A 23,763-nucleotide genomic window follows, 5' to 3' on the forward strand; every position below is an offset into this window, starting at 1 on the left:
GAAGTGGGCGGGGTGGGCAGCGGGCCGCCGCCCGCCTGATGGGCCGCCTGCTGGGTGGTCCGCGTCGTCGAAGGGACGATCACGAGGAGGAGGACGGCCGCGGTGACCAGCAGGGCCGCGCAGACCGCGATGGCCGCTCCGGGCCAGCCCCGGTCGCGGTCGGGACGAGGGGCGTCGGACGCCTCTCCGGGCGCGGCGGGCCCGGACCCGGTGCTGAAGACGACTCCGCTGCCGCCGCTTCGCGGCCCGCTGGTGGCGGGTCCAGGTGATAAGGAGCGCGGCGGGGTGGGGGCCGGACTGTCGGCGGAGCCGGGATGATCGGCGGACGCTCGCGGACCGAAGTGCTCGGCGGGTACTCGCGGGCCGAGGTGATCAGCGGGCGCTCGCGGGCCGGTGTCCGGAGGAAGGCCCCGCGCACCAAGGGCTCGCGGGCCGGTGTCCGGAGAGAGTGGGGAGGCGTCAGGCTCTCGCGGATCATCGTCCGGGGACAGGCGGTAGGCGTCGCCGGGTGCTCCGGTCGACTCGGGCTCGGCCATCGGGGGCCACCCACCGCTCCCCACGGGCTCACCGGCCGGCGTCCCACCCGGCCACGCCCCCGGGAGCCCGTCACCCGGCGCACCCGTCCCGGGCCCGTCGCCCGGCAGGTGCGCGTCGGGTGAACGCGGCTCCGGCACCAGCGGCGGGGGCGGCCGGCCGCCGGTCGGCTCCCCCAGCAGCTCGAACAGCAACTCCCTGCTGCTCGGCCGGTTACGGGCGTCCTTGTCCAGGCAGGACTCCACGAGCTCGCGCAACCGCCCGTCCAGCCGCCCCAGCTCGGGCGGCGCGGTGAGGATGCGGTGCAGGACGGGGGCCACCGAGTCCTGGCCGAACGGGGCCGTGGCGTTGGCGGCGAAGCACATGGTCGCGCCCCACGAGAAGACGTCGGCCGCACCCGTGACGGCCAGGGCGGTGATCTGCTCGGGGGCCATGTAGGCGGGGGTGCCCACGCCGCGTCCGCTCACCGTGGCGGCGGCGTCCAGGGCCTTGGCGAGGCCGAAGTCGATCACGCGCGGGCCGTCCGGGCCGAGCAGCACGTTCTGGGGCTTGAAGTCCCGGTGGACGATGCCCGCCCGGTGGATGGCCGCCAGCGCGGTGGCCGTGCCGACCGCCAGGCGCTCCAGCGCGCCGCCGCTCCGAGGTCCCGTGAGGGCGACCTCGCGGGCGAGCGAGGGCCCGTCCACGTACTCGCTCACGATGTACGGACGGCCCTCGTCGAACCCGGCGTCGATCACCTGGGCCGTGCAGAACCTCGCCACGTGCTTGGCCAGCTCCACCTCCCGCAGGAACGCCACCCGCTCGTCCCCCACGGGCCCGTGCAGCAGCTTGACCGCGTACGTCTGCCCGCCCCGAGAACCGAGGAACACCGCGCCCTGCCCACCCTCACCCAGACGGCCGGAAAGCGCGTACTGCCCGAGTCGCTGCGGGTCCCCCGTTCTGAGCGGCTGCGCCGTTGGCACGGGCGCCTCCCCTCGCCGCCACCCTTCCGCCTTCCACTGAAGGCAACCGCCCGCGAACAGTCAACGGTGCCCGGCGCAATCGCCGCCTGAACGTGACACAGCCGGTCAGGACGTACGCGCGACCGTGCCCGAATACGTCACTTCGTCCTTACCGTCGCGGGTCACCTTGATGGCCATCCGGTTCACGTCCGAGGTGGGGATCATCCGGACCGTCCCGGGGTAGCACTCCTTGCCCTGGACCTGGTCGAGGGTGAAGACCATGCCGCTGCCCGAGCGGCCGAGGCGGCCCGAGCAGTGGAGGTCGGCGCCCCAGCGCATCGCGCCGCCGTCGTCGCCGGTCAGGTGCAGTTCGATGGGGAAGACGCGCTTGGCGGTGAAGTGCTCGGCCGAGCCCGTCCAGGCGCCGGTCAGCCCGGGGCCCTGGGTCGCCCCGAGCGCCCAGAGCAGGAAACCGGCGATGGCCATCGCCACCCCGGCCGCCACCACCGCCAACTGCCAGGGCCGCAACCGCCCACGCCACGAACGCCCGGCCCCGGAGGCCATGCCCCCGGCCGGGGCCTCGGCGACGTCCGAACCGGTGCCCGGGACGCCGACCGGAGCGGTGTCACGAACCCCGGCCGCATCGGTGCCGGGGGCCGTGGAAAAGCCGGTGTCACAGGCCCCGGCCGAACGGGGGTCGCGAGCCCCGACCGAACCGGTGCCGCGAGCCCCGGTCGCACGAGTGTCGCCGCCCTCAGCCTGAGCGGTGTCACCGGTCTCAGAGGGGGCCGCGCCGGTGTCACGAGTGGTGTCGGCGTCACCGCCCCCGGACATGGTGGACTCGGAGCCGGCGTCCCCGGCCGTGTCTTCGCGGGCGGCCTTCTCCTTGGCGCGCGCGGCCAGCAACGGCGCGGTGATCGCGGGAAAACTCGTCGTCGGGTCGGGGTCCGTGATGACACCGGGCTCGGCCTCGGCCGCCCCCAGCCCGACGACGGCGGCGAGCGGCCCCGTCCCCGGCGTCCCGCTCCCGCCGACCGGCGTCTCCCGGACCGGCTTGCGCCGGTCGGCGCCGTCGGCGACCCGGTCCTCGACCTCGACGGCGGCCATCGCCCCGGTGGTCAGCACGTCGGCGCCCGCCTCCTGCCCCAGCAGCAGCCGCAGCACCTCTTCCGCGTCCGGCCGCTCCTGCGGCTCGGCGACCAGGCACGCCTCGACGATCTCCCGCAGCCGCCCGTCCAGTTCCCCGAGGTCGGGCTGGCCGTACAGGACGCGGGCCAGCACCTCCTGATGGGTCTCGGCCGCGTACGCCTGCCGCCCCGTGGCCGTGTACGCCACGGTCAGCCCCCAGGCCCACATGTCGGCGGGCGGCCCGGCGACCTCGCCCTTCATCCGTTCGGGCGCCATGTAGGCGGGTGTCCCCATGGGCAGGTGGGTCGTGGTGACGGCGGTGTCCACCAGCCGCGACACCCCGAAGTCGATCACGCGGGGCCCGTCGATGCCGAGCAGCACGTTCCCCGGTTTGAAGTCCCGGTGCACCACCCCGGCCCGGTGGATCGCGCCCAGCGCGGTCGCGGTGCCGATGGCCAGCCGGTCGAGGGAGCCGCCCTGCCGGGGCCCGTCGGCGATCACCAGTTCCCGCAGCGAGGGCCCGTCCACGTACTCGCTGACGAGGTACGGCCGGTCTCCTTCGAGGTCGGCGTCCAGGAGTTGCGCGGTGCAGAACGCCGCCACCTTCCGCACGGCCTCGACCTCGCCCAGGAAGCGCCGCCGCGCGCCGGGGTCCCCGGAGAGGCTGGCGTGCAGGAGCTTGACCGCGACCGGCGCGTCCTGCGGCGAGTGGCCCAGGTAGACGACCCCCTGGCCGCCCTGGCCGAGTCTGCGTGTCAGCCGGTACGCCCCCAACTGCTGAGGGTCATCAACACGTAGCTCGGACATATCCTTCCATTATGCAGCTCACGCCGGGATGCGAGCGGCAGCCGGCCGACGTACCGGCAGCCCGGACGCCCGGCCCCACGCGATCGCGACGCCGGGCGTCCGGCGGTCACAGCAGTGCCGCGTACTCGTCCAGCACGGGCAGCACCACGTCCGCGGACGCGCTCGGCACCATGGCCACCACCTGGGTGATTCCCAGCGAGGCATAGTAGTCGAGCTTCTCCCCGGACGGCCGGGTGCCGAACGGGATCACCTCCGCCATCGGCCGTCCCGCCTTCTCGCAGGACTCCCGCAGCGCCGGCAGCGCCGCCTTGACGCCGTGCCCGCCGATCGGCATCCATCCGTCCGCGTACTCGGCCACCTGCGCGAACAGCTTCGGCCCCGCGGCCCCGCCCACGTAGACGGGCGGCATCCGGACGGGCTTCGGCCACGACCACGACGGCTCGACGCCCTCGAAGGAGGCCACCTCGTCCCGCCACAACGCGCGCATGGCCAGCACGTTGCGCCGGGCCACCTCGCGCCGCCGCCCGTACGGGACGCCGTGGTTCTCGATCTCCTCCACGTTCCATCCGAAGCCGATCCCCACGACCGCGCGCCCGCCGGACAGGTGGTCGAGGGTGGCGATGGCCTTGGCGGTGACGATGGGGTCGCGCTGGGCGGCGAGCAGGATGCCGGTGCCGACACGCAGCGTGCGGGTGACCGCCGCCGCGTAGGAGAGGGCGACCAGCGGGTCGAGGGTGCGCCTGTACTCCTCGGGCAACTCTCCCCCCGGCCCGGCCGGGTACGGCGTGCGCCGCGAGACGGGGATGTGGGTGTGTTCCGGCACGTACAGCGAGTCGAATCCGCGTTCCTCGGCCGCCTTGGCGAGTTCGTGGACCGGCATGGCCAGATCCGTCGCGAACATCGTCACGCCAAGCCTCATCCGGGACCTCCCACAGTAAACCAAGCGATTGCTCGGTTAAGATTTCCAGAGTACCTTGCAGAAGACCATCCCGCGGAAAGAGGTCCACGGTGAAGTTCTCTATCTTCCTGAATCCGCAAATTCCAGGCTCTGGTTACGCCGCCGAGGAGAACGCCAGGGCGAAACGCCCCATCGGGCGGGACACGGACTCGTACCAGAGGCTGCTGCACGAGGTACGGGAGATAGCCGTCCACGCCGACCAGGTCGGGTTCGACGCGCTGATGATGACCGAGCACCACTTCCACTCCGAAGGCATGGAGTTCTCGGTCAACCCGCTGATGTTCCTCACCGACCTGGCCGCCAGGACCGAGCGCATCCTGCTCGCGCCGCTCGGCCTCGTCCTGCCCGCGTGGGACCCGATCCGGGCCGCCGAGGACGTGGCGCTGCTCGACCAGTTCTCCAAGGGACGACTGCGCCTCGGCGTCGCGCGGGGCTACCAGAACCGCTGGATGAACGTCCTGGGCCAGCGCTGGCACGCCGCCGCCGCCCGCTCCGACGGCTCGGCGTCCGACACCCGCAACTTCGACGTCTTCGGCGAGGTCCTGAAGATCATGAAGATGGCGTGGACGCAGGAGACCATCCGCTACAAGTCGGACGTGCTCGACTACCAGGTGCCCTTCCCGTACGAGGGCATCGAAGGCTGGCCGGCCCAGGAGTGGACCCGCACCTTCGGCGCCCCGGACGAGCTGGACGACACCGGCACGATCACATCCGTCTCCGTCTGCCCCAGGCCGTACCAGAACCCGCACCCCGAGCTGTGGCAGCCGTTCACCATCTCCGACCGGTCGGTCATCAGGGCCGCCCAGGAGAACATCCTGCCGTGGATGTTCACCCCCAACCCCGACGAGCACGCCGCCAAGGCCAAGCTCTACCAGGAGGAGTCCGCCAGGCAGGGCCGCCACTACCGGCTCGGCGAGCACACCGGCATCCTCAAGATCGTCGGCATCGCCGACACCACCGAGGAGGCCATCAACACCTTCGGCCGCAGCATCCCCAAGGACTTCGCCGCCTTCTTCGGCCCGTTCGGCTACCTGGAGGTGCTGCGCAAGAAGGAGGACGAGAAGCACAAGCCGATCTCCCCTGAGAAAGGCGACGCCAAGCGCATGAACGACGTCGAGATGGCCCTGTTCGGCACCCCCGACGACGTCAAGCGCGGCATCCAGCGCATGCTCGACCGGATGCCCGACCTCGAATGGTTCGGCCTGTACATGCAGGGCCAGCAGGGCGTGCTGCCCCTGGACACGGTCAAGCGCAACCTGGAACTGTTCGCCACCAAGGTCGCCCCGGAGTTCCGATGAGGTTCTGGCTGGGGGCCTCGTTCGTCGAGACCGGGCAGTTCGTGGAGCTGGCGCGGGCGGCCGAGCGGTGCGGGTTCGACACCTTCACGCTCTCCGACCACCTCTTCCACGCCGACTTCGCCTCCCCGTACCCGTACTCGAAGTCGGGCCGGCCGCGCTGGGACGCGAGCACGCACTGGCCGGACGTCTGGGTGACGATCGGCGCCATGGCCGCCGTCACCGCCACGCTGCGCTTCTCCCCGAACGTGTACATCGCCCCGGCCCGTGACGTGTTCACCGTGGCCAAGCAGGTCTCCACGGCGGCGGTGCTGTCGGGCGAGCGGGTGACGTTCGGCGTGGGGGTGGGGTGGTGCAAGGAGGAGTTCGTCGGCACCGGCCAGGACTTCCACACGCGTGGCCGCCGCCTGGATGCGATGTTACCCGTGCTGCGCTCGCTCTGGGCGGGCGAGACGGTCGCGCTCGACGGGCTGCCGCCGCTGACGATCTCGCCCACTCCGGGCGGGCCGATCCCCGTCTACGTGGGCGGCGACAGCGAGGCGGCCCTGCGGCGGGCGGCCAGGCTGGGCGACGGCTGGATCGGCAACCGCATCTACACCGAGGAGCAGTTCGACGTCGTGCTGGACGCCCTGCGCCGCCACCTCGACGCGAACGGCCGGTCCCTGGAGGGCTTCGAGGTGATCGCGCCCCTCGCGGTGCTCCCGGACGCGGACACCTACCGGCGCTTCGCGGCCAAGGGGGTGACCGGGACGATGGCGGCCCCCTGGTGGCTGGCCACGCCCGAGGAGAAGGCCAAGCACGGCGAGGGCAGCCTGGAGCTCAAGATCGCCACCATGGAGCGCTTCGCCGAGGAGGTCATCGCCCGGATGTGACGGTCACAGCCCGAGCTCGGCCATGACGATCTCCACCAGCTCGGGGGGCGCCTCGCCGGCCACCCCGACCCGGGCCAGCGCCGCCAGCCCCAGGTAGGTGCCGTACCCGGCGAGCACCCGGCGGGCCGCTTCGTCCGGCGGCCGGCCGGCCTCTTCCAGGGTCGCGCGCATGTACGCCAGCCGCCGCTCGCTCACCCGCCGCGCGACCTCGCGCACCTCCGGGTCGTCGGCCTCGCTGATCAGCCGGAAGGAGACGGCCGCGTCGTGCCGGTCGCCGAAGGCCCGCCCCAGCAGGGCCCGCATGCGCGCCACCGGCTCGCGTACCGTCTCCAGTTCGGCGATGACCTGCTCGGTCCCGGTCTCCCACCGCCGCAACGCGGCTTCCACCAGCGCCCGCCGGTTGCGGAAGTGCCAGTAGAAGCTGCCTTTGGACACGCCGAGCCGCACCGCGACCGGCTCGACGGCGACGGCGGCCAGCCCGCCTTCCGCCAGCGCCTCCAGCGCGGCCCGCGCCCAGTCGTCCGCGTTCAACCGTCCCACCTGGCCAGCCTTCCATACGCGTGCGTACGGGAGGCCCAGGCAGGAAGATCAGTATGTCGGCGGGCCCGGCGGCGGGCCAGCCTTTGCACGTGGGCGTAAAAGGTACGAACGCTACTGACCGGCGGACAGCAGCGTGCGTCCCAGCGAGGTGAGCACGTGCCGAACCGCGGTGCCGTGGCGGTGCGTCTCGATCAGCCCGGCGTCGCGCAGCACCCGGGTGTGCCGGCTGACGGAGGCGGCGGACGTGGCGGCGCGCGCGGCCAGTTGCGTGGTGGTGGCCCCGCCGTCGATCGCGGCCAGCACCGTCGCGCGCGTCGCGCCGAGCAGGGCGACCAGCGACGTCGTGCAATTCGCCGGCCGGCGGAAGTGGGCGTCGGGGTCGATCGGGTAGACCAGCGTCGGCGGCAGGCCGGGATCCGCCAGGGCGACCGGCACGCGCCGGCAGAAGTACGACGGGATCAGCAGCAGCCCGCGGCCGTCGAGGTGCATGTCACGGTCCACGTCGTAGTCGACCTCGAGCACCGGGGGACGCCAGCGCATGAGCGGGGCCAGCCCGCTCAGCAGGCCGTCGGGGCCGCCCTCGGCCAGGTCGCGCAGCCTGCGGGCGGACTCCGCGGCGACGGCGGCGCTGATGACGTCGAGGTAGGGCGCGATGGCGATGGAGTGGTAGGCGCGCAGCGTGGCCGCCAGGTTCATCAGCGTCGCCGTCTCGCCCTCGGCCAGCCGCCGGCCCCATCCGGACGGCAGCGGCGACGAACGCGCCAGCGTCCGCATCTCCGCGCGCAGCCGGGCGCGCGGGGTGCTCAGGATGGCCCGCAACCCGGCGTCGAACCCGTGGACGCCTTCCGCGGGAGTGAGGAAGTCGGGGAAGTAGGGGCCGAACGGGACCAGCGCGGCCACCACCCGTTCGTGGCGGCGCAGCCGCTCCCCCTGCCCCCGCATCGCCTCCAGCCACGGACGCAGCGCCGCCGGCGGAGCGGGGTCGGCGAGCCGGTGCCGGCTGAACACGATCTCCCAGAAGGGGTCGGGGGCCTGCGCCAGCCGGGTGAGCCGTAGATCGTCGGCGGTGAAGTGAATCCTGAGCATCGATCCCTCGATCCCCCTGTCGGCACCACTTTACGGTGGCTCGTCCCCGCCGGACAGGTTCGTGATGATCATCGCGGCGCATCCGTGACCTGGCCGGCTTCCGCCCCGATCAGGCCGGGGTGCCAGGGGCGATAGCCTCGTCTCGTGCTCGAAAAGATCGCGGCCACCCGTTACGTCACCCCGCTGCGGGAGGGCGGCTCGCTCCCCGGCGTCGTCGAGGCCGACGACCTCGGCACGTACGTGGTGAAGTTCCGTGAGGCCGGCCAGGGCCGGCGGGTGCTGGTCGCCGAGATCGTCGCGGCCGAGCTGGGCCGCCGCCTGGGGTTGCGGACCCCGGAGCTGAAGCTCATCGACCTCGACCCGCAGCTCGGCGTCAGAGAGCCCGACCACGAGGTCCAGGAGCTGCTCAAGGCCAGCACGGGGCTCAACCTGGCGGTCGACTTCCTGCCGGGGGCGCTCGGCTTCGACCCGCTCGGGTGGGCGGCCGATCCGCTGTTCGCGGCGCGGGTGGTGTGGTTCGACGGCCTCATCCACAACATCGACCGGAGCTGGCGCAACCCCAACCTGCTGGTCTGGCACCACGACACCTGGCTGATCGACCACGGGGCGGCGCTCTGGTTCCACCACAACTGGCGCACCGCCGACCCGCAGCGGCCGTTCGACGCGGGCGACCACGTGCTCGCCCCGTACGCGGGCGACGTCGAGGCGGCGGGCGCGGAGCTGGCCGGGGGGATCACGCGGGAGCTGCTGGAGGGCGTGACAGCCCTGGTGCCGGACGAGTGGCTGGCCGGCGAGCCGGGCTTCGGCTCCCCCGGCGACGTCCGCGCGGCCTACGTCGATCATCTCCTGCGGCGGGCGCACGGGCCGCGCGAGTGGCTCAGGTTCCAGCAGCAGCCCGAGACCCGCAAGGCGGGCCCCGGATCGGTCGGCGAGTTCTGGCGGGGAGGCGGCGGCCGGTGAGCAGGGACGTCTACGAGTACGCGGTGATCCGGGTGGTGCCCAGGGTCGAGCGGGGCGAGCAGATCAACGCGGGGGTGCTGCTCTACTGCCAGCCGCGCGACTACCTGTGCGCCCGGGTCGAGCTCGACCCGGTCCGGCTGCGCGCCCTCGACCCGCACGCCGACCTCGACGGGGTGCGGCGGGCGCTCGGCGCGTACGAGCTGGCCTGCGGCGACGCGTGCGGGCCGCTGGCGGGCGAGCCGCTCGGCGGCCGGTTCCGCTGGCTGACCGCGCCGCGCAGCACGATCGTCCAGGCGGGCCCGGTGCACGCGGGCCTGACCACCGACCCCGGCACCGAGCTGGCCCGGCTTTTCGACAAGCTCGTCCGCATTTAGCCCCTGACCAGCGGTGATGAGGGTGGCCGCTGGGTAGGAACGCGGGAAGGGGGAAGGAGGGGCCGGCCGATGGGGGATGCCGAGCGTTCCGTCGGCGAGCACACGTTCCGGCTGAGCGATCTCACCCATGCGGGGACGTACGTGGTCGACGACCGCGGCCGGGTCGTCGAGGTCAACCATCAGGCCGAGCTGCTGCTCCGCCGCACCGCCGCCGAGCTGATCGGCCGCGACGCCCACGACCTGCTGCACCGGGGGCCGCGCGGCGAGCCGCTGCCGCGCAGCCGGTGCGTGATGCGCCAGCCCCTGCTCACCAGCGACACCGCGCACGGCGAGGACGTGTGGCTGGAGCGCGGTGACGGCTCGCTGATGCGGATCTCCTGGATGGTCACGCCGTCCCGGTACGGCGAGAACGAGGCCGGGGCGCTGGTGATCTTCCACGAGATCGGCTCGGCCGGGCTCGACCAGCGGGAGCGGGTGCGCTCGGCCGCGTCGATGTCGGAGCCCGAGCGGCTGGCGCTGCTCGCGGAGACCACCACGACGCTCACGGCGAGCCTCGACGTCGACGAGTCGCTGCGCCAGCTCGTCCGCCTGGTGGTGCCGCTGCTGGCCGAATGGGCGGTGGTGGACCTGCTCACCGAGGAGGGCGAGGTGACCCGCGCGGCCGTGGTCCACTACGAGAACGGCGTCCTGGCCCATCGCGTCGACCTGGAGCGGCCGATGCCGCGGGTCTCGCGCGAGGACACGATGCCCCTCGCGCGGGCGCTGCGCGGGGTCACCGCGACGCTGGTGAGCCCCGCGGACTACGAGCGGCAGCCCTCGGATTCAAGCATCGCGCGGGTGCAGCGGGAGTTGTTCGAGACCACCGGCATCCAGTCGGCGTGCACGGCGCCGATCCGCGGCGTACGCGACGTGGTCGGCGCCCTGACCCTCGGACGTTCCGAGCGGGCCCAGCCGTACACGATCGACGATCTGCTGCTGGTGGAGGACATCGCCCGCCGGGCGGGCCTGGCACTGGACAACGCCCGCCTGTACGAGCGGCAGCGGCGGGTCGCCGAGACCATGCAGCGCCACCTGCTGCCCCGGCTGCCGTCCGTACCGGGCCTGGAGATGGGCGCCTGCTACGTGCCCGCGCCGCGCGCCTCCCAGGTCGGCGGCGACTGGTACGACGCGTTCGTGCTGTCGGACGGCGCGGCGGGCCTGGTGATCGGCGACGTGGTGGGGCACGACCTCGACGCCGCGTCGGGCATGGCGCAGGTCTGCAACATGCTGCGCGCGTACGCCGGGGAGCTGGGGGAACCGCCCAGCGCGATCATGGAACGGCTCGACCAGGCGGTGGGCCGGATGGACGAGCCCACGATGGCCACCGTCGTCTTCGCCCGCGCCGAGCGCTGCGACGGGGGCTGGCGGTTCCGCTGGACCAACGCGGGTCACCCGCCGCCGCTGCTGGTCGAGAGCGACGGCCGCACCCGCTTCCTGGAAGGGGCTGCCGGCCTGCTGCTCGGCACCGGCTTCGGCCCCGACCGCGAGGACGCCGTGGTCGAGCTGCCGCCGCGCTCGACCGTGGTGCTCTACACCGACGGCCTGGTCGAGTCGCCCAGCCACTCCCTCGACGTGGGCCTGGCCCGGCTGAGCCGGCAGGCCGCCGCGCTGGCCCGCCATCCCCTGAACGACTACTGCGACCGGCTGCTCACCCGGGTCCGCCCGTCGGACAACGACGACGACGTCGCCCTGCTCACCCTGCGCGTCCCCGGCTGACGGCGCGGCCCTTAGAACAGCACGGACATGAAGGTGTCGACCTCGTGGAAGCCCACCTTCCGGTAGACCGCCCTGGCCGCGTGGTTGTAGTCGTTGACGTACAGGGAGACGACGGGGGCGAAGCAACTCGTGGCGGCCTCGACCACGGCGGCCATGCCCGCCACCGCGTGCCCGCCGCCCCGCAGTTCGGGGGCGACCCAGACGCCCTGGATCTGGCAGGCGTGCGGCGTGACGGCCCCCACCTCGGCCTTGAACACCACCCGGCCGTCGTCGATCCGCGCGTACGAGCGCCCGATCCTGATCAGCTCGGCCACCCGCGTGCGGTAGAGCGCTCCACCGTCACCGAGGTTGGGCGAGACGCCGACCTCCTCGGTGAACATCGCCACGCACGCGGGCAGCAGCGTGTCGAACTCGTCCGGACGCACCCGCCGCACCAGCGGATCGGGGCGGACGAGCGGCCGGCCGGAGATGGCCATGACGGGCTGCGCCCAGCGGATCGCCCGCGCCCGCCCCCAGTGCGGCTCCAGGCGCTCCCACAGCAGCGCGACCGCGTCCACCGGCCCCACGATGGACGAGCAGCGCCGCCCCTGCTTCCGGGCACGGTCGGCGAACGCGTGCACGGCCTCGGGGCCGGCGTTGACCGGCACCATGTTGGCGCCGGCGTAACAGAGCGACACGAGGCCACCGCGCTGCCCGAACCCCCACATCTGCCCACCGAGCCGGGCCGGGTTGAGTCCGACGGCCCGTACCCGAGAGGCGACGAAGACGTTGGCGACCGGGTCGGAGTCCAGCAGGGCGAGGACTTCGTCCCGGTCGTTGTCGTCGAGCACGCGCGACGCCGATGTACGCAGCATCACATGGTCAGACTACGCGAACGGGCACCGATTAGCTCATCCGGCGCTGCCCACGGTGACCCATTCTTGACGTCAGCGGGCGGTAAGCCTTTCGAGCACCCCCAGGACGCCGATCAGACCCGCGCCGCTCTTGGCCGACATGTGCTCGGCCGGGCGCGGGTCGGGCGACGCCGCGCAGGCCGAGTCCTGCCGGGGCAGGGTGCCGTTACGCAGGTAGGCGGCCAGGTGCCCGTCCACGCACGTGTTGCCCGAGAGCGAGATGCCGTGGTTGCCGCCCCGGTCGAGCACCAGGCGGGCGCGCGGGAACAGCTTGGCCATCTCCTGCGCCCCGTGGTACGGGGTCGCGGCGTCGTAGCGGGACTGGAGGATGAGGAACGGAGGCAGCTTCGGCGAGGTCTGGATCTTCACCGGCGTGCCCCCGGGCACCGGCCAGAACGCGCACGGGGCGTTGAACCAGGCGTTCGGCCAGGTCAGGAAGGGCGCTTCGCGGTGCATCGCGGTCATGTCGGTGCGCCACCTGTCCCACTGGCGCGGCCAGCGGGCGTCACGGCACTGGACGCCGAGATAGATGGCGTAGCCGTTCTCGTCGTCGGAGTCGTTCTTGCCGTGCCTGTTGTAGATGTCGGTGAGGCCCTTCGCGTCGCCCTGCCGGACGTAGGAGGACCACGCCTGCGCGAACTGGGGCCAGACCCGGTCGCTGTAGCCCGCCACGGTGAAGGTGTCGTCGAGCTCGCTCGGCCCCACGACGCCGCCGACCGGGTGCGTGCGCAGCCGGTCGCGCATCGCGTAGTAGGCGAACGACGTCTGCTTGGACGTGGCGCCCAGCTTGTAGACGTCGTTGTGCCGGGCGGTCCAGGCCAGGAACTGGCGGTGGCGGCGCTCGAAGGCGCGGTTCTGCTTGAGGTTCGACTCGTACCAGACGCCGGTCGGCCCCACCGTGCTGTCCATGACCAGGCGCCTGACGCGGCCCGGGAACAGGGTGGCGTAGACGGCGCCCAGGTAGGTGCCGTACGAGTAGCCGAGGTAGCTGATCTTCTCCTCGCCGAGGGCGGCGCGGATGGCGTCCATGTCCCTGGCGGAGTTCTCAGTGGTGAGATGCGGCAGCAGCCAGGACCAGAGCTGGCCGCAGCGGGAGGCGTACTCGGAGGCGCGGGCGAGCAGCGCCCGCTCCTCCACCTTGCTGTGCGGCACCGCGTCGGCCCTCGGGGCCCGGTAGTACGCGGCGGGGTCCACGCAGTGCATGGACGGCTCGCTCGCGCCGACGCCGCGCGGGTCGAATCCGACGATGTCGTACCGTTCGGCCACGTCGGCCGACAGCGACCTGGCCACGTACTCGGTCAGGTTCCGCCCGGACGCCCCCGGCCCTCCCGGGTTGACCAGCAGCGTGCCGAGATGGCCGGCGCCCTTGGACACCTTGGCCCTGATCCGGTTGACCGCGATCGTGATCGACCGCCCCGTCGGCTGCCGGTAGTCGAGCGGCACGCGTACGGTGCCGCATTCCAGGGCGGCCGAGGCGGTCTTGCCCGCCTCGGCGGTACAGGCCCCCCACGCCACCGGCGCCCTTCTCCCGGCCATAGCCGGCCCGTCCCCGCTCACGACCCCTGCGACGAGCACCGCCAGTCCGGCGACAACCCCCACTACCCGCTTCACCCGGCCCCCTTCCCTGTCATAGGCCCTGGAGATGCTCCCGCGGGCGAGGGGCGGTGACGCGGGGTATGGGGAAAGGCTTGCCGATCTGTGATTGTTCCATGGCAGTCTGTAACCGGACCGAAACTTTCGCCGTCGGGACACCAGAGCAGCCCGACACCCCGATCTTTCAGTTAGTTTCCGATACTTTCGGAACCCTCGACGGAGTTCCACCAGGCAGAGGCGGCACAAAGTCAATCATCGTTGAAACATTTCGACTGATCATTGACATGTTTCGATCAGATTCGCAGACTGAGCGCCGACGCCCACCTCCGAAGGGAGAGCCTTGTGATCACCGGCTTGGCCCGCTCCAGACTCGTCGCGCTGCTGACGGCGGCGACGCTCTCGGTCATGGGAGCGCTGACGGCCGCACCCACCCAGGCCGCCGCGGCCGCAGGGGTCGAGGACGAGGGCGCCGACTGCGCCGTGCCCGGCCTGCCCGACGCGGGCTCCCTGCCCACCACCGCCAGGCTCCCCGACCCCTTCAGGAAGCTGGACGGCACCCGCATCGCCACCAAGGCCGACTGGCGCTGCCTGCGGCAGGAGACCAAGAGACTGGCGGAGAAGTTCGTCTACGGCGAGAAACCCGCCAAACCCGCCAACGTCACCGGGACGGTCTCCAGGACCGGCATCAGCGTCAACGTCTCGCACAACGGCAGGAGCGCGAGCTTCTCGGCCGGCGTCGACCTGCCGAGCGGCACCGGGCCCTTCCCCGCGGTCGTCGTCCTGGGCGGGCTCGGGGCCGACACCGCCACGATCAAGGCGGCCGGCGCCGCCGTCATCAGTTACGACCCCCTCGCCGTCGGCAGGGAGGGCACGCCGCGCACCAACAAGCAGGGCGCGTTCTACACCGTCTACGGCGCGACCAGCGGCACCGGCGTCCTGGCCGCCTGGGCCTGGGGCGTCAGCCGGATCATCGACGTCATCGAGCAGTCGGGCGGGAGCATCCTGCGGGCCGACGCGACCGGCGTCACCGGCTGCTCCCGCTACGGCAAGGGCGCCTTCGTCGTCGGCGCCCTCGACCAGCGCATCGCGCTGACCATGCCGATCGAGTCCGGCAGCGGCGGCGTCGCGGCCTTCCGCTCGATCCCGGGCGAGAGCGGCGCCCAGCCGCTCAGCAGCGCCTACTCCGAGCAGCCGTGGCTCGGCGACGCGTTCGGCACCTTCACCGGCAGCCCCGCCCGCCTGCCGGTGGACACGCACTCCGTCGTCGGCATGATCGCGCCGCGCGGCCTGTTCATCATGGACAACCCGCACATCGACTGGCTCGCCGCCAGGTCCGCCAGCGTCGGCGCGCTGGGCGGCGCGGAGGTCTACAAGGCGCTCGGCGCGGGCGGCAACCTCACCTACTGGTCGGACGTCCAGGACGGCACCCACTGTGCCACCAGGTCCGAATGGCGCACCCCGCTGCAGCAGAACATCCAGAAGTTCCTGCTGAACACCGGCAGCTACACCGGGACGATGCGGATCGCCGCCGCCAAGAGCGGCAACCTGGCCGAATGGCGGGACTGGACCACCCCCACGCTCACCGACGGCGGCGGCGACACCACCGCGCCCACCACCCCCGGCGCCCCGTCCGCCGGCAACGTCACCGCCACCGGCGCCACGCTCACCTGGACGGCCTCCACCGACCAGGGCGGCTCCGGCCTGGCCGGCTACGACGTGTACCGCGAGCAGGGCGCCACCGACCCGCGACTCGGCCAGTCGGCCACCAACTCGATCACCCTCACCGGCCTGACCGCGAACACCCAGTACCAGGTGTACGTGCGGGCCCGCGACGGCGCGGGCAACCTGTCGCCCGCCTCGGCCACGGTCACCTTCACCACGACCGCCGGCGGCGGGGACACCTCGCCGCCCACGGCCCCGTCCGGCCTGACCGCCTCCGGGACGACGGCCACCGGCGTCACGCTGTCCTGGACGGCGTCCACCGACGACACCGGCGTCACGGGCTACGACGTGCTGCGCGCGCCCGGCGCGAGCGGCGGCACGTTCACCCAGGCCGGCACCTCGGCCACGACCTCGTTCGCCGACACCGGCCTGACCCCGAACACCACCTACCGCTACCAGGTCCGGGCCAGGGACGCCGCGGGCAACACCTCGCCGGTGTCGAACACCGCGCAGGTCACCACCCAGCCGGGCGGATCCACCGGGGCGTGCGCGGCCACCGGCACCGTACAGACCCAGTGGGCCACCGGCTACGTCATCCAGCCGCTCACGGTCACCAACACCGGCACCGCGGCCATCACGAGCTGGACGGTCACCTTCACCCTGCCGGCCGGTCACACCGTGACCGGCTCGTGGAACGGCACCGTCACCACCAGCGGCCAGAACGTCACCATCAGGAACGTCGCCCACAACGGCGCCATCCCCGCGGGAGCGAGCAACGGCAGCGCCGGCTTCCAGGTGTCCCGCCCGAACGGCGACACGACGCTCCCGTCCGGCTACACCTGCGCCTGAGCACCCCGCGCCCCGCCCGCTCGCCGATCGTCGCGGGCGGGGCCGCGCGGCGGTGCTAGCCGACCGTGACCGTGGGGCCGGTGCTCTCCTCGTCGAGGTCGATCTCGACGCCCATCTCCTCGGCCAGCCGCAGCGCCTCTTCGATCAGCGTCTCGACGATCTGCGACTCGGGGACGGTCTTGATGACCTCGCCCTTGACGAAGATCTGCCCCTTGCCGTTGCCCGAGGCCACGCCGAGGTCGGCCTCGCGGGCCTCGCCGGGGCCGTTGACGACGCAGCCCATGACGGCCACCCGCAGCGGCACCTTCAGCCCCTCCAGGCCCGCCTGGACCTGCTCGGCCAGCGTGTACACGTCGACCTGGGCGCGCCCGCAGGACGGGCAGGAGACGATCTCCAGGCCGCGCTCCCGCAGCCCCAGGGACTCCAGGATCTGCGCGCCGACCTTGACCTCCTCCACCGGAGGGGCCGACAGGGAGACGCGGATGGTGTCGCCGATGCCCTCGGCGAGCAGCGCGCCGAAGGCGACGGCGGACTTGACGGTGCCCTGGAAGGCCGGGCCGGCCTCCGTGACGCCGAGGTGCAGGGGGTAGTCGCACTTGGCCGCCAGCAGGCGGTAGGCGTTGATCATCACGACCGGGTCGTTGTGCTTGACCGAGATCTTGATGTCGCGGAAGCCGTGCTCCTCGAACAGGGAGCACTCCCACAGCGCCGACTCCACCAGCGCCTCGGGGGTGGCCTTGCCGTACTTCTGGAGCAGGCGGGGGTCGAGGGAGCCGGCGTTGACGCCGATGCGGATCGGGACGCCGGCCGCGGCGGCCGCCCGAGCGATCTCGCCCACCTTGTCGTCGAACTTCTTGATGTTGCCGGGGTTGACCCGGACGGCCGCGCAGCCCGCGTCGATGGCGGCGAAGACGTACTTCGGCTGGAAGTGGATGTCGGCGATCACCGGGATCTGCGACTTCCTGGCGATGATGGGCAGCGCGTCGGCGTCGTCCTGGGACGGCACGGCGACACGCACGATCTGGCAGCCGGACGCCGTCAGCTCGGCGATCTGCTGCAGGGTGGCGTTGACGTCGGCGGTGACCGTGGTCGTCATCGACTGCACCGACACGGGGGCGTCGCCGCCCACGGGCACGCTGCCGACCATGATCTGCCGGGAGTGGCGGCGATCGGCGAGCGGCTTCGGGCGTACCGTCGGGATGCCGAGAGCTACAGAAGACATTTCAACCCTTAATGTGACGACGCTATCCAGTTTAGGTAGCTAGCGGGACTGCCCAGCCGTGAGCTCGGCCGCACGGGCGCGGGCCCAGGCATCGGCCGCCAGCACCTCTTCGATGGAGTCGGCGGGGGTCACCTGGTGCTCCTCGACGACCTTGGCCACGGTGTCGACGATGCTCAGGAACGGCAGCCCGCCCTCGATGAACGCGTCGAGACACACCTCGTTGGCGGCGTTGTAGACGGCCGGCGCGGTGCCGCCCGCGCCGCCCACGTGCCTGGCCAGCGCGACGGACGGGAACGCCACGTCGTCGAGGGGCTCGAACGTCCAGGTGTGCGCCCCGGTCCAGTCGATGGCCCGCGCGGCGCCCGGCAGGCGCCTGGGGTGGCCGAGCGCGAGGGCGATGGGCAGCCGCATGTCGGGCGGGCTGGCCTGGGCGATCGTGGAGCCGTCGACGTACTCGACCATGGAGTGGATGATCGACTGCGGGTGCACGACGACCTCGATGCGGTCGAAGCCGATGTCGAACAGCAGGTGCGCCTCGATCACCTCCAGCCCCTTGTTGACCAGAGTGGCGGAGTTGATCGTGATGTACGGGCCCATCGACCAGGTGGGGTGCGCCAGCGCCATCTGCGGCGTGACCTCGCCCATCTCCTCGCGCCGCAGGCCCCGGAACGGCCCGCCGCTGGCGGTGATCACGAGCTGCTTGACGCACGAGGGGTCGTAGCCGCCCGGACTCGCGGCCCACAGGCACTGCTGCACCGCCGAGTGCTCGGAGTCGACCGGCAGGATCTGCCCCGGCTTGGCCAGCCGCTTGACCAGCGGCCCGCCGATGATCAGCGACTCCTTGTTGGCCAGCGCGAGCGTGCGGCCCGCCTCCAGCGCGACGAGCGTGGAGGTCAGCCCGAGCGCGCCGGTGATGCCGTTGAGCACCACGTCGCACGGCCACCCGGCCACCTCGGCGACCCCTTCGGGGCCGGCCAGCACGGTGGGACGGGCCCCGAGCGCCGCCAGCGCCTCCTTCAGCGCCGGCACGGCCGAGGCGTCGGCCACCGCCACGACCTCGACCCCGAACTCGGCCGCCTGCTCGGCCAGCAGCTCGACCCTGCCGCCGCCCGCCGCCAGGCCAGCGACCTTGAACCCGCCGGGGTGGGCGGCGATGACATCGAGGGCCTGGGTGCCGACAGATCCGGTGGAGCCGAGCACGACGACGGAGCGGAGGGTCTCTTCATGCACGTGTCCATTGTCCCCGCTGCGCGGCGCGCTCGGGCACGCGGGACCCGGACGGCCGCCGGTTCCGCCACCCGAGTGACGCACGAGAGGGCAGTTAATTCATCCCGGAATACCGTCATATCGGAATGCGCAAATCCCGAGAAACACGGATATTGCGGCGGCTACCTTCCAAGCTCATATCCGCTTCAGGGAGGTTTCTCATGCCCCGCCGCCGTACCCTGCTCACCACCACCGCCACCCTCGCCGCCGCGCTCACCGCCACGTTGACCCCCGCTGGGACCCCCGTCGGCGCGGCCCCGGCCCTGGCCGACGGCCTGTCCATGCGGCCCAGGCCCGTCCAGCAGGCCGCCGCCGACACGGCCGCCGAACGCAAGCAGGTCATCACGTACTGGACCGAGGGCCGCATGGAGGCCGCCCAGCCCGTACGGCCGCCGGCCCCGAAGGGGCAACCGGGCACGCCCCAGCAGGGCGCCACGTTCACGGCCCCGCCCAGCCGCGGCATCGAGACGCAGGCGGCCAGGAACCCCGGAGGGGCCTGGACCGGCGGCGGCGCGGTGACGCGCACCACCGGGCGGGTCTTCTTCACCGCCCAGGGCCGCAACGCCTCCTGCTCCGGCACCGCCGTGACCAGCGCCAACAAGAGCGTCGTGCTGACCGCCGGCCACTGCGTGAAGATGAACGGCGCCTTCCACACGAACTGGGTCTTCGTCCCCGGCTACGACAGGGGCGCGCGCCCTCTCGGCACCTGGGCCGCCACCAGGCTGCTGACCACGCCGCAGTGGAACGCGGGCGAGGACATCGGCTTCGATGTCGCCGCCGCCGTGGTCGCGCCGCTGAACGGCAGGACGCTGGTGGACGCCGTCGGCGGCCAAGGAGTGGCCTTCAACCAGCCGAGACGCCGCCAGACGCACGCCTTCGGCTACCCGGCGGCGGCCCCGTACGACGGCTCGAAGCTGGTCCACTGCAGCGGCAGGACGTTCGACGACACCGCCGGCACCGGCGACCAGGGCCTGACCTGCGACATGACCGGCGGCTCCAGCGGGGGGCCGTGGATGCTGAACTTCAACGAGTCGACCGGGCTCGGCACCCAGAATTCGGTGAACAGCTTCAAATACAGCACCGCGCCCGACACGATGTTCGGCCCCTATTTCGGCAACGAGGCCCAGGCCGTCTACCGGTCGGCGCAGACGGCCAACACACTCTGAGCAATTTACCGAAAGTAGTCACTAGAACACATCTCGTAGTGCACACTCGGGGGGCATGACCTTGAGCACCCCCCTGCTTGCGGCAGGACCGCTCCTGGCGGGGCTGATCGGCCCCGCGCTCCTCGGCGCGACTCCCGGCCACCAGCAGGCCGTCCCGGCGGCGGTCGCTCCCGCGCACGTGTCCGGCAGGAGCGACGTGGTCGAGCACGTGGCCGCCCGCAGCGCCGCCGACCAGCGGCGGGTGCTCGGCTACTGGACGCCGGAGCGCATGGCCAAGGCTCTCCCGATCGGCCTGCTCGGCGTCGTGACCGGCCTGACGGACGGCGTGACCGGCCGCACGGGCCTGCTCTCCGCCCCCGGCGCGCCGGGCGGGCCGGCCGACCTCACGCTGGCCCGCCGGCTCATGGGCACGCGGCACCTGGCCGCCGCCCGGCCGCAGGCCAGCACCATCGGCTCCCGCTGGATGACCGGCGGCCTGGTCTCCAGGACCACCGGCCGGGTGTTCCTGACCGTGGCGGGCAACGACTTCGTCTGCTCGGCGAGCACCGTCAGGAGCGCCAACAAGGACGTCGTGGTCACCGCGGGCCACTGCGTCAAGGACGGGGCGGGCGAGTGGGCGGCGAACTGGACGTTCGTCCCCGGCTACGACCGCGTGGGCCCGGCGCACCCGTACGGCCGCTACACCGCCCGCCGCATGTTCGTCGCCGGCCCCTGGTCGCGCAGCGGCGACGACAACTTCGACGTCGGCATGGTGGCCCTGGCCACCTCGCGCGGCAGGCACGTGGCCGACGTCGTCGGCACCCAGGAGATCGGGTTCAACGCGGACCGGGGCGGGCAGGCGTTCGGCTTCGGCTACCCCGCCGACCCGCCGTACGACGGGAACCACCTGGTCTACTGCGCCGGACGGCTCAAGAAAGACCCGTACAACCAGACCAAGGACCAGGGCCTGGGCTGCGACATGACGGCCGGCTCCAGCGGCGGGCCGTGGCTGACCAGGTTCGACACCGTCACCGGCAAGGGCACGATCACCTCGCTGAGCAGCTTCAAGTACAGCGACGACCGGCGCACGATGTACGGGCCGTACTTCGGCGACGCCGTCAAGGACATCTTCGGCACGGCCGAACGCGCCTGACCCGGGCGGGCCGGATCGGCGGCTCCCGCCGGCCCGGCTCCGCAGACCCCTGGGTCAGAGCGTCAGCCCGGTCAGCACCATGACCTTCTCGTACGTCAGGTCCTCCATGGCCGAGTGCAGCCCCTCGCGCCCGATCCCCGAATCCTTGACCCCGCCGTACGGCATCTGGTCGGCCCGGTACGACGGCACGTCGCCGATGATCACGCCGCCCACCTCCAGCTCCCGGTTCGCCCGGAAGGCGGCGTCCAGCGAGCGGGTGAACACCCCGGCCTGCAGCCCGTACTTCGAGTCGTTGACCAGCGCGTACGCCTCGTCCACCGAGGCCGCCCGCTGGAGGATCATGACGGGCCCGAAGACCTCCTCGCACGCCACCTTGGCCCCGGGCGGCACGTCGGCCAGCACCGTCGGGGCGAACGTCGCCCCCTCGCGGACGCCGCCCGCGAGCACCTTGGCCCCGGCCGCGACCGCCTCCTTCACCCACTGCTCGACCCGCTCGGCGGCGGCCTCCGAGACCAGCGGTCCCACCTGGGTCTTCTCGTCGGCCGGGTCCCCGGTGACGAGGCCGGCCACGGCGGGCAGCAGGCGCTCGACGAACGCGTCGTGCACCGGCTCCTCGACGATCACCCGCTGCACGGCGATGCAGCTCTGCCCGGCCTGGTAGTTGGAGTAGAGCGCGATGCGCTGGGCGGCCCAGTCGAGGTCGGCGTCGGCCAGCACGACGGCGGCGGCGTTGCCGCCCAGCTCCAGCGTCACGTGCTTGCGCGGCACCTGGTCGGCGATGGCGTAACCGACCGGGGCCGAGCCGGTGAACGACACGACCGGCAGCCGGGGGTCCTGGACCAGCGCCGGCGCGCGGTCGTTCTCGATCGGCAGCACGGAGAACATGCCGGCCGGCAGGTCGGTCTCGGCCAGGATCTCACCGAGGAGCAGCGACGACAGCGGCGTGGCGGGGGCGGGCTTGACGATGACGGGAGCACCGACGGCGATCGCCGGGGCGACCTTGTGGGCGACGAGGTTCAGCGGGAAGTTGAACGGGGTGATCGCCAGCACAGGGCCGTAGGGGACACGGGAGACGTAGGCCAGGCGGCCGGTGGCGGCCGGCTCGGTGTCGAGCCGCTGCACGTCGCCGGACCAGCGGCGGGCCTCTTCGGCGGCGAAGCGGAACGTGGCCACCGCCCGCCCGACCTCGCCCCGGGCCCACAGGATGGGCTTGCCGTTCTCGGCCGTGATCAACCGGGCGATCTCGTCGGCCCGCTCCGCGATCCGCCGTGACACGTGGGCCAGGGCTTCGGCCCGTACGTGGACGGGCAGCGCGGCGGCCTGCCCGGCGACCGCCGAGGCGGCGGCGACGGCCTCCTCGACCTGGGCGTCGGTCGGCACGGAATGCCTGCCGACCTCGCGTCCGTCGTGAGGGTTGGTGACGGTCAGCTCGGTGTCACCGGTCGCGGCGCGGCCGGCCAGCCAGAAGGTACGCACGTCCATACCTCGACGTTATGCCACGCCACAGACCGGGGATTTACACCAGGATGCACAACAGTCCCACGAGGGCCCACCGTTAAGTACAAGCCCTGTTGTATACCCATGATGTAACGGAAGTAGACCCAATTCGGGATGTTTACCATGCGGAGTGGTTTGAGCGATCTCCGCTATGGCTAAGTCATCGAGTGCGGGTCTCCAGCGCGGCGGGCCCCCGAGCAGAAAGGCGTGGGCCCCGTGACCCAGCAGCGTGAGGTCACAAGGACACGGAGTTCCTTGGTGGCAGGGGAGCTCTCATGACCTCGGCGCCTCTGGGGCTGCAGGGCGCCTACGCGATGGGTGAGCGCGCCGGCCACGACGAGCTCCGTTCACGCCTCCTCGACGTCGCGGTGAACCTGCTGCGTACCGACGGGCCGGAAAGCCTCACGATGCGCCGGATCGCGGCGGAGGCCGGCTGCACCACGACCGTCATCTACACGATGTTCGGCAACCGGGAGGGCCTGGCCGAGGCGCTCTACCTGGAGGGCTTCGAACGCTTTCGCCGCATCCTGGAGGCGGTGCCGCAGCGGCGCGACCCGCTGGAGCAACTCCACGCGCTCGGCCCCGCCTACCGGCAGGCGTGCCTGACCGAGCCCGGCTACTACAGCCTGATGTTCGAACGGGCGATCCCCGGCTTCGAGCCCAGCGAACGCGCCCGGACACTGGCCCGCGCGGCCCTGAACATCCTCGACCGCGTCATCGCCGACTGCATCTCGGCCGGTTACCTGACCCCCACCCAGCCCCGCAAGATCGCGGACGCGCTCTGGGCGGCGGCACAGGGGGCGATCTCCCTGGAACGGGCCGGGCACCTGCGCGACGGGCGCACGTACGAGGCGGTGACGACGGCGGTCATCTGCTGCTACCTGGTGGTGAAGCAGGAATAGGCCCCCGCCTGGCCGCCTCCAGGGCGAGCCACAGCTCCGCGCGGGTGCCCGGGTCGTCGAGGTCGCGGCCGAGCAGGTCGGCGACGCGTCTCATGCGATAGCGCAGGGTGTGGCGGTGCACGCCCAGCTTCTGCGCCGCCGCGTCCCAGTGGCCGTTGCTGTCCAGGTACGCGCGCAGCGACCCGACGAGGTCGGCCTTGGAGCCGTACGCGGTGAGCGGGGCCAGGACCGCGGCCGAGAACGCGTGGGCGGCGGCCGGGTCGAGCAGACTGAGCAACCCCTGCCCCGCCAGCTCATCGAACCTGACGACCACCCCAGCACGCCCATCCCC

At 72.4% G+C, this 23,763-nt stretch carries 20 protein-coding genes; 9 read left to right on the forward strand and 11 right to left on the reverse strand.

From position 1 onward, the window contains the following. The 3 genes from FAF44_RS38875 to FAF44_RS38885 form a co-directional block, all read right to left on the reverse strand. Positions 1-1,496 (reverse strand): serine/threonine-protein kinase (locus tag FAF44_RS38875; protein WP_237108376.1); only part of this gene is annotated, 1,496 nt, incomplete at its 3' end. 105 nt (positions 1,497-1,601) lie between these two features. Further along, positions 1,602-3,410 carry a serine/threonine-protein kinase gene (locus tag FAF44_RS38880; protein WP_237108377.1) on the reverse strand — a complete coding sequence of 603 codons (1,809 nt, stop codon included), beginning with the start codon at positions 3,408-3,410 and terminating at the stop codon, positions 1,602-1,604. Positions 3,411-3,516: 106 nt separating this feature from the next. After that, positions 3,517-4,329: an LLM class F420-dependent oxidoreductase gene (locus tag FAF44_RS38885; protein ID WP_237108378.1), complete on the reverse strand. Its 813-nt coding sequence runs from the start codon at positions 4,327-4,329 to the stop codon at positions 3,517-3,519. Positions 4,330-4,418: 89 nt separating this feature from the next. On the opposite strand from FAF44_RS38885, the gene FAF44_RS38890 reads away from it, so the two are divergent. Then, positions 4,419-5,666, forward strand: coding sequence for an LLM class flavin-dependent oxidoreductase (locus FAF44_RS38890; protein ID WP_237108379.1), 1,248 nt, complete (start codon positions 4,419-4,421; stop codon positions 5,664-5,666). Then, entirely contained in the window at positions 5,663-6,535 is an 873-nt protein-coding gene (locus tag FAF44_RS38895) for a TIGR03619 family F420-dependent LLM class oxidoreductase (RefSeq protein ID WP_237108380.1), read from the forward strand. The genes FAF44_RS38890 and FAF44_RS38895 overlap by 4 nt, the downstream gene beginning before the upstream one ends. Positions 6,536-6,538: 3 nt before the next feature. On the opposite strand, the gene FAF44_RS38900 is transcribed toward FAF44_RS38895, so the two are convergent. Next, a complete protein-coding gene (locus tag FAF44_RS38900) occupies positions 6,539-7,066 on the reverse strand; it encodes a TetR/AcrR family transcriptional regulator (RefSeq protein ID WP_237108381.1) in 528 nt (175 codons plus the stop codon). A gap of 120 nt (positions 7,067-7,186) precedes the next feature. Further along, on the reverse strand, positions 7,187-8,161 hold the full coding sequence (locus FAF44_RS38905; protein ID WP_237108382.1) for a helix-turn-helix domain-containing protein: 975 nt from the start codon (positions 8,159-8,161) through the stop codon (positions 7,187-7,189). 144 nt (positions 8,162-8,305) lie between these two features. Here FAF44_RS38905 and FAF44_RS38910 point away from each other — a divergent pair, with 144 nt between their 5' ends. The 3 genes from FAF44_RS38910 (at position 8,306) to FAF44_RS38920 (ending at position 11,250) form a co-directional block, all read left to right on the forward strand. Next, positions 8,306-9,121, forward strand: coding sequence for a HipA family kinase (locus FAF44_RS38910; RefSeq protein WP_237108383.1), 816 nt, complete (start codon positions 8,306-8,308; stop codon positions 9,119-9,121). After that, a complete protein-coding gene (locus FAF44_RS38915; RefSeq protein ID WP_237108384.1) occupies positions 9,118-9,495 on the forward strand; it encodes a DUF3037 domain-containing protein in 378 nt (125 codons plus the stop codon). Before FAF44_RS38910 ends, FAF44_RS38915 begins: the two co-directional genes overlap by 4 nt. Positions 9,496-9,564: 69 nt before the next feature. Beyond that, the gene (locus FAF44_RS38920) at positions 9,565-11,250 is read left to right on the forward strand and encodes a SpoIIE family protein phosphatase (RefSeq protein WP_237108385.1); all 1,686 of its coding nucleotides are present in this window, start codon (positions 9,565-9,567) and stop codon (positions 11,248-11,250) included. Positions 11,251-11,261: 11 nt separating this feature from the next. Here FAF44_RS38920 and FAF44_RS38925 read toward each other — a convergent pair whose 3' ends face one another. Together FAF44_RS38925 and FAF44_RS38930 are read right to left on the reverse strand one after the other, a co-directional pair. Further along, complete coding sequence (locus FAF44_RS38925) at positions 11,262-12,104, reverse strand: GNAT family N-acetyltransferase (RefSeq protein WP_237108394.1); 843 nt, start codon at positions 12,102-12,104, stop codon at positions 11,262-11,264. 72 nt (positions 12,105-12,176) lie between these two features. Then, the gene (locus tag FAF44_RS38930; protein ID WP_237108386.1) at positions 12,177-13,754 is read right to left on the reverse strand and encodes an alpha/beta hydrolase; all 1,578 of its coding nucleotides are present in this window, start codon (positions 13,752-13,754) and stop codon (positions 12,177-12,179) included. A 324-nt stretch (positions 13,755-14,078) separates the two neighbouring features. Here FAF44_RS38930 and FAF44_RS55205 point away from each other — a divergent pair, with 324 nt between their 5' ends. Next, on the forward strand, positions 14,079-16,247 hold the full coding sequence (locus FAF44_RS55205) for a fibronectin type III domain-containing protein (RefSeq protein WP_308193456.1): 2,169 nt from the start codon (positions 14,079-14,081) through the stop codon (positions 16,245-16,247). A 55-nt stretch (positions 16,248-16,302) separates the two neighbouring features. Here FAF44_RS55205 and ispG read toward each other — a convergent pair whose 3' ends face one another. Both ispG and dxr read right to left on the reverse strand, forming a co-directional pair. After that, entirely contained in the window at positions 16,303-17,469 is a 1,167-nt protein-coding gene (gene ispG / locus FAF44_RS38945) for a flavodoxin-dependent (E)-4-hydroxy-3-methylbut-2-enyl-diphosphate synthase (protein ID WP_237108387.1), read from the reverse strand. A 39-nt stretch (positions 17,470-17,508) separates the two neighbouring features. Next, entirely contained in the window at positions 17,509-18,699 is a 1,191-nt protein-coding gene (gene dxr / locus FAF44_RS38950) for a 1-deoxy-D-xylulose-5-phosphate reductoisomerase (RefSeq protein WP_237108388.1), read from the reverse strand. Positions 18,700-18,896: 197 nt separating this feature from the next. On the opposite strand from dxr, the gene FAF44_RS38955 reads away from it, so the two are divergent. Then, on the forward strand, positions 18,897-19,901 hold the full coding sequence (locus tag FAF44_RS38955; protein ID WP_237108389.1) for a serine protease: 1,005 nt from the start codon (positions 18,897-18,899) through the stop codon (positions 19,899-19,901). A gap of 55 nt (positions 19,902-19,956) precedes the next feature. After that, on the forward strand, positions 19,957-21,033 hold the full coding sequence (locus FAF44_RS38960) for a serine protease (protein ID WP_237108390.1): 1,077 nt from the start codon (positions 19,957-19,959) through the stop codon (positions 21,031-21,033). A gap of 54 nt (positions 21,034-21,087) precedes the next feature. Here the strand turns inward: FAF44_RS38960 and FAF44_RS38965 are convergent, their stop codons facing one another. Beyond that, the gene (locus FAF44_RS38965; protein ID WP_237108391.1) at positions 21,088-22,515 is read right to left on the reverse strand and encodes an aldehyde dehydrogenase family protein; all 1,428 of its coding nucleotides are present in this window, start codon (positions 22,513-22,515) and stop codon (positions 21,088-21,090) included. A gap of 290 nt (positions 22,516-22,805) precedes the next feature. Here FAF44_RS38965 and FAF44_RS38970 point away from each other — a divergent pair, with 290 nt between their 5' ends. Beyond that, positions 22,806-23,432: a TetR/AcrR family transcriptional regulator gene (locus FAF44_RS38970; protein WP_237108392.1), complete on the forward strand. Its 627-nt coding sequence runs from the start codon at positions 22,806-22,808 to the stop codon at positions 23,430-23,432. Here FAF44_RS38970 and FAF44_RS38975 read toward each other — a convergent pair. Then, positions 23,398-23,763 (reverse strand): CdaR family transcriptional regulator (locus FAF44_RS38975; protein WP_237108393.1); only part of this gene is annotated, 366 nt, incomplete at its 5' end. The two genes, FAF44_RS38970 and FAF44_RS38975, sit on opposite strands and share 35 nt — an antisense overlap.

It is taken from the genome of Nonomuraea sp. MG754425, assembly GCF_021699195.1.
In the GTDB taxonomy this organism is placed as follows: domain Bacteria; phylum Actinomycetota; class Actinomycetes; order Streptosporangiales; family Streptosporangiaceae; genus Nonomuraea.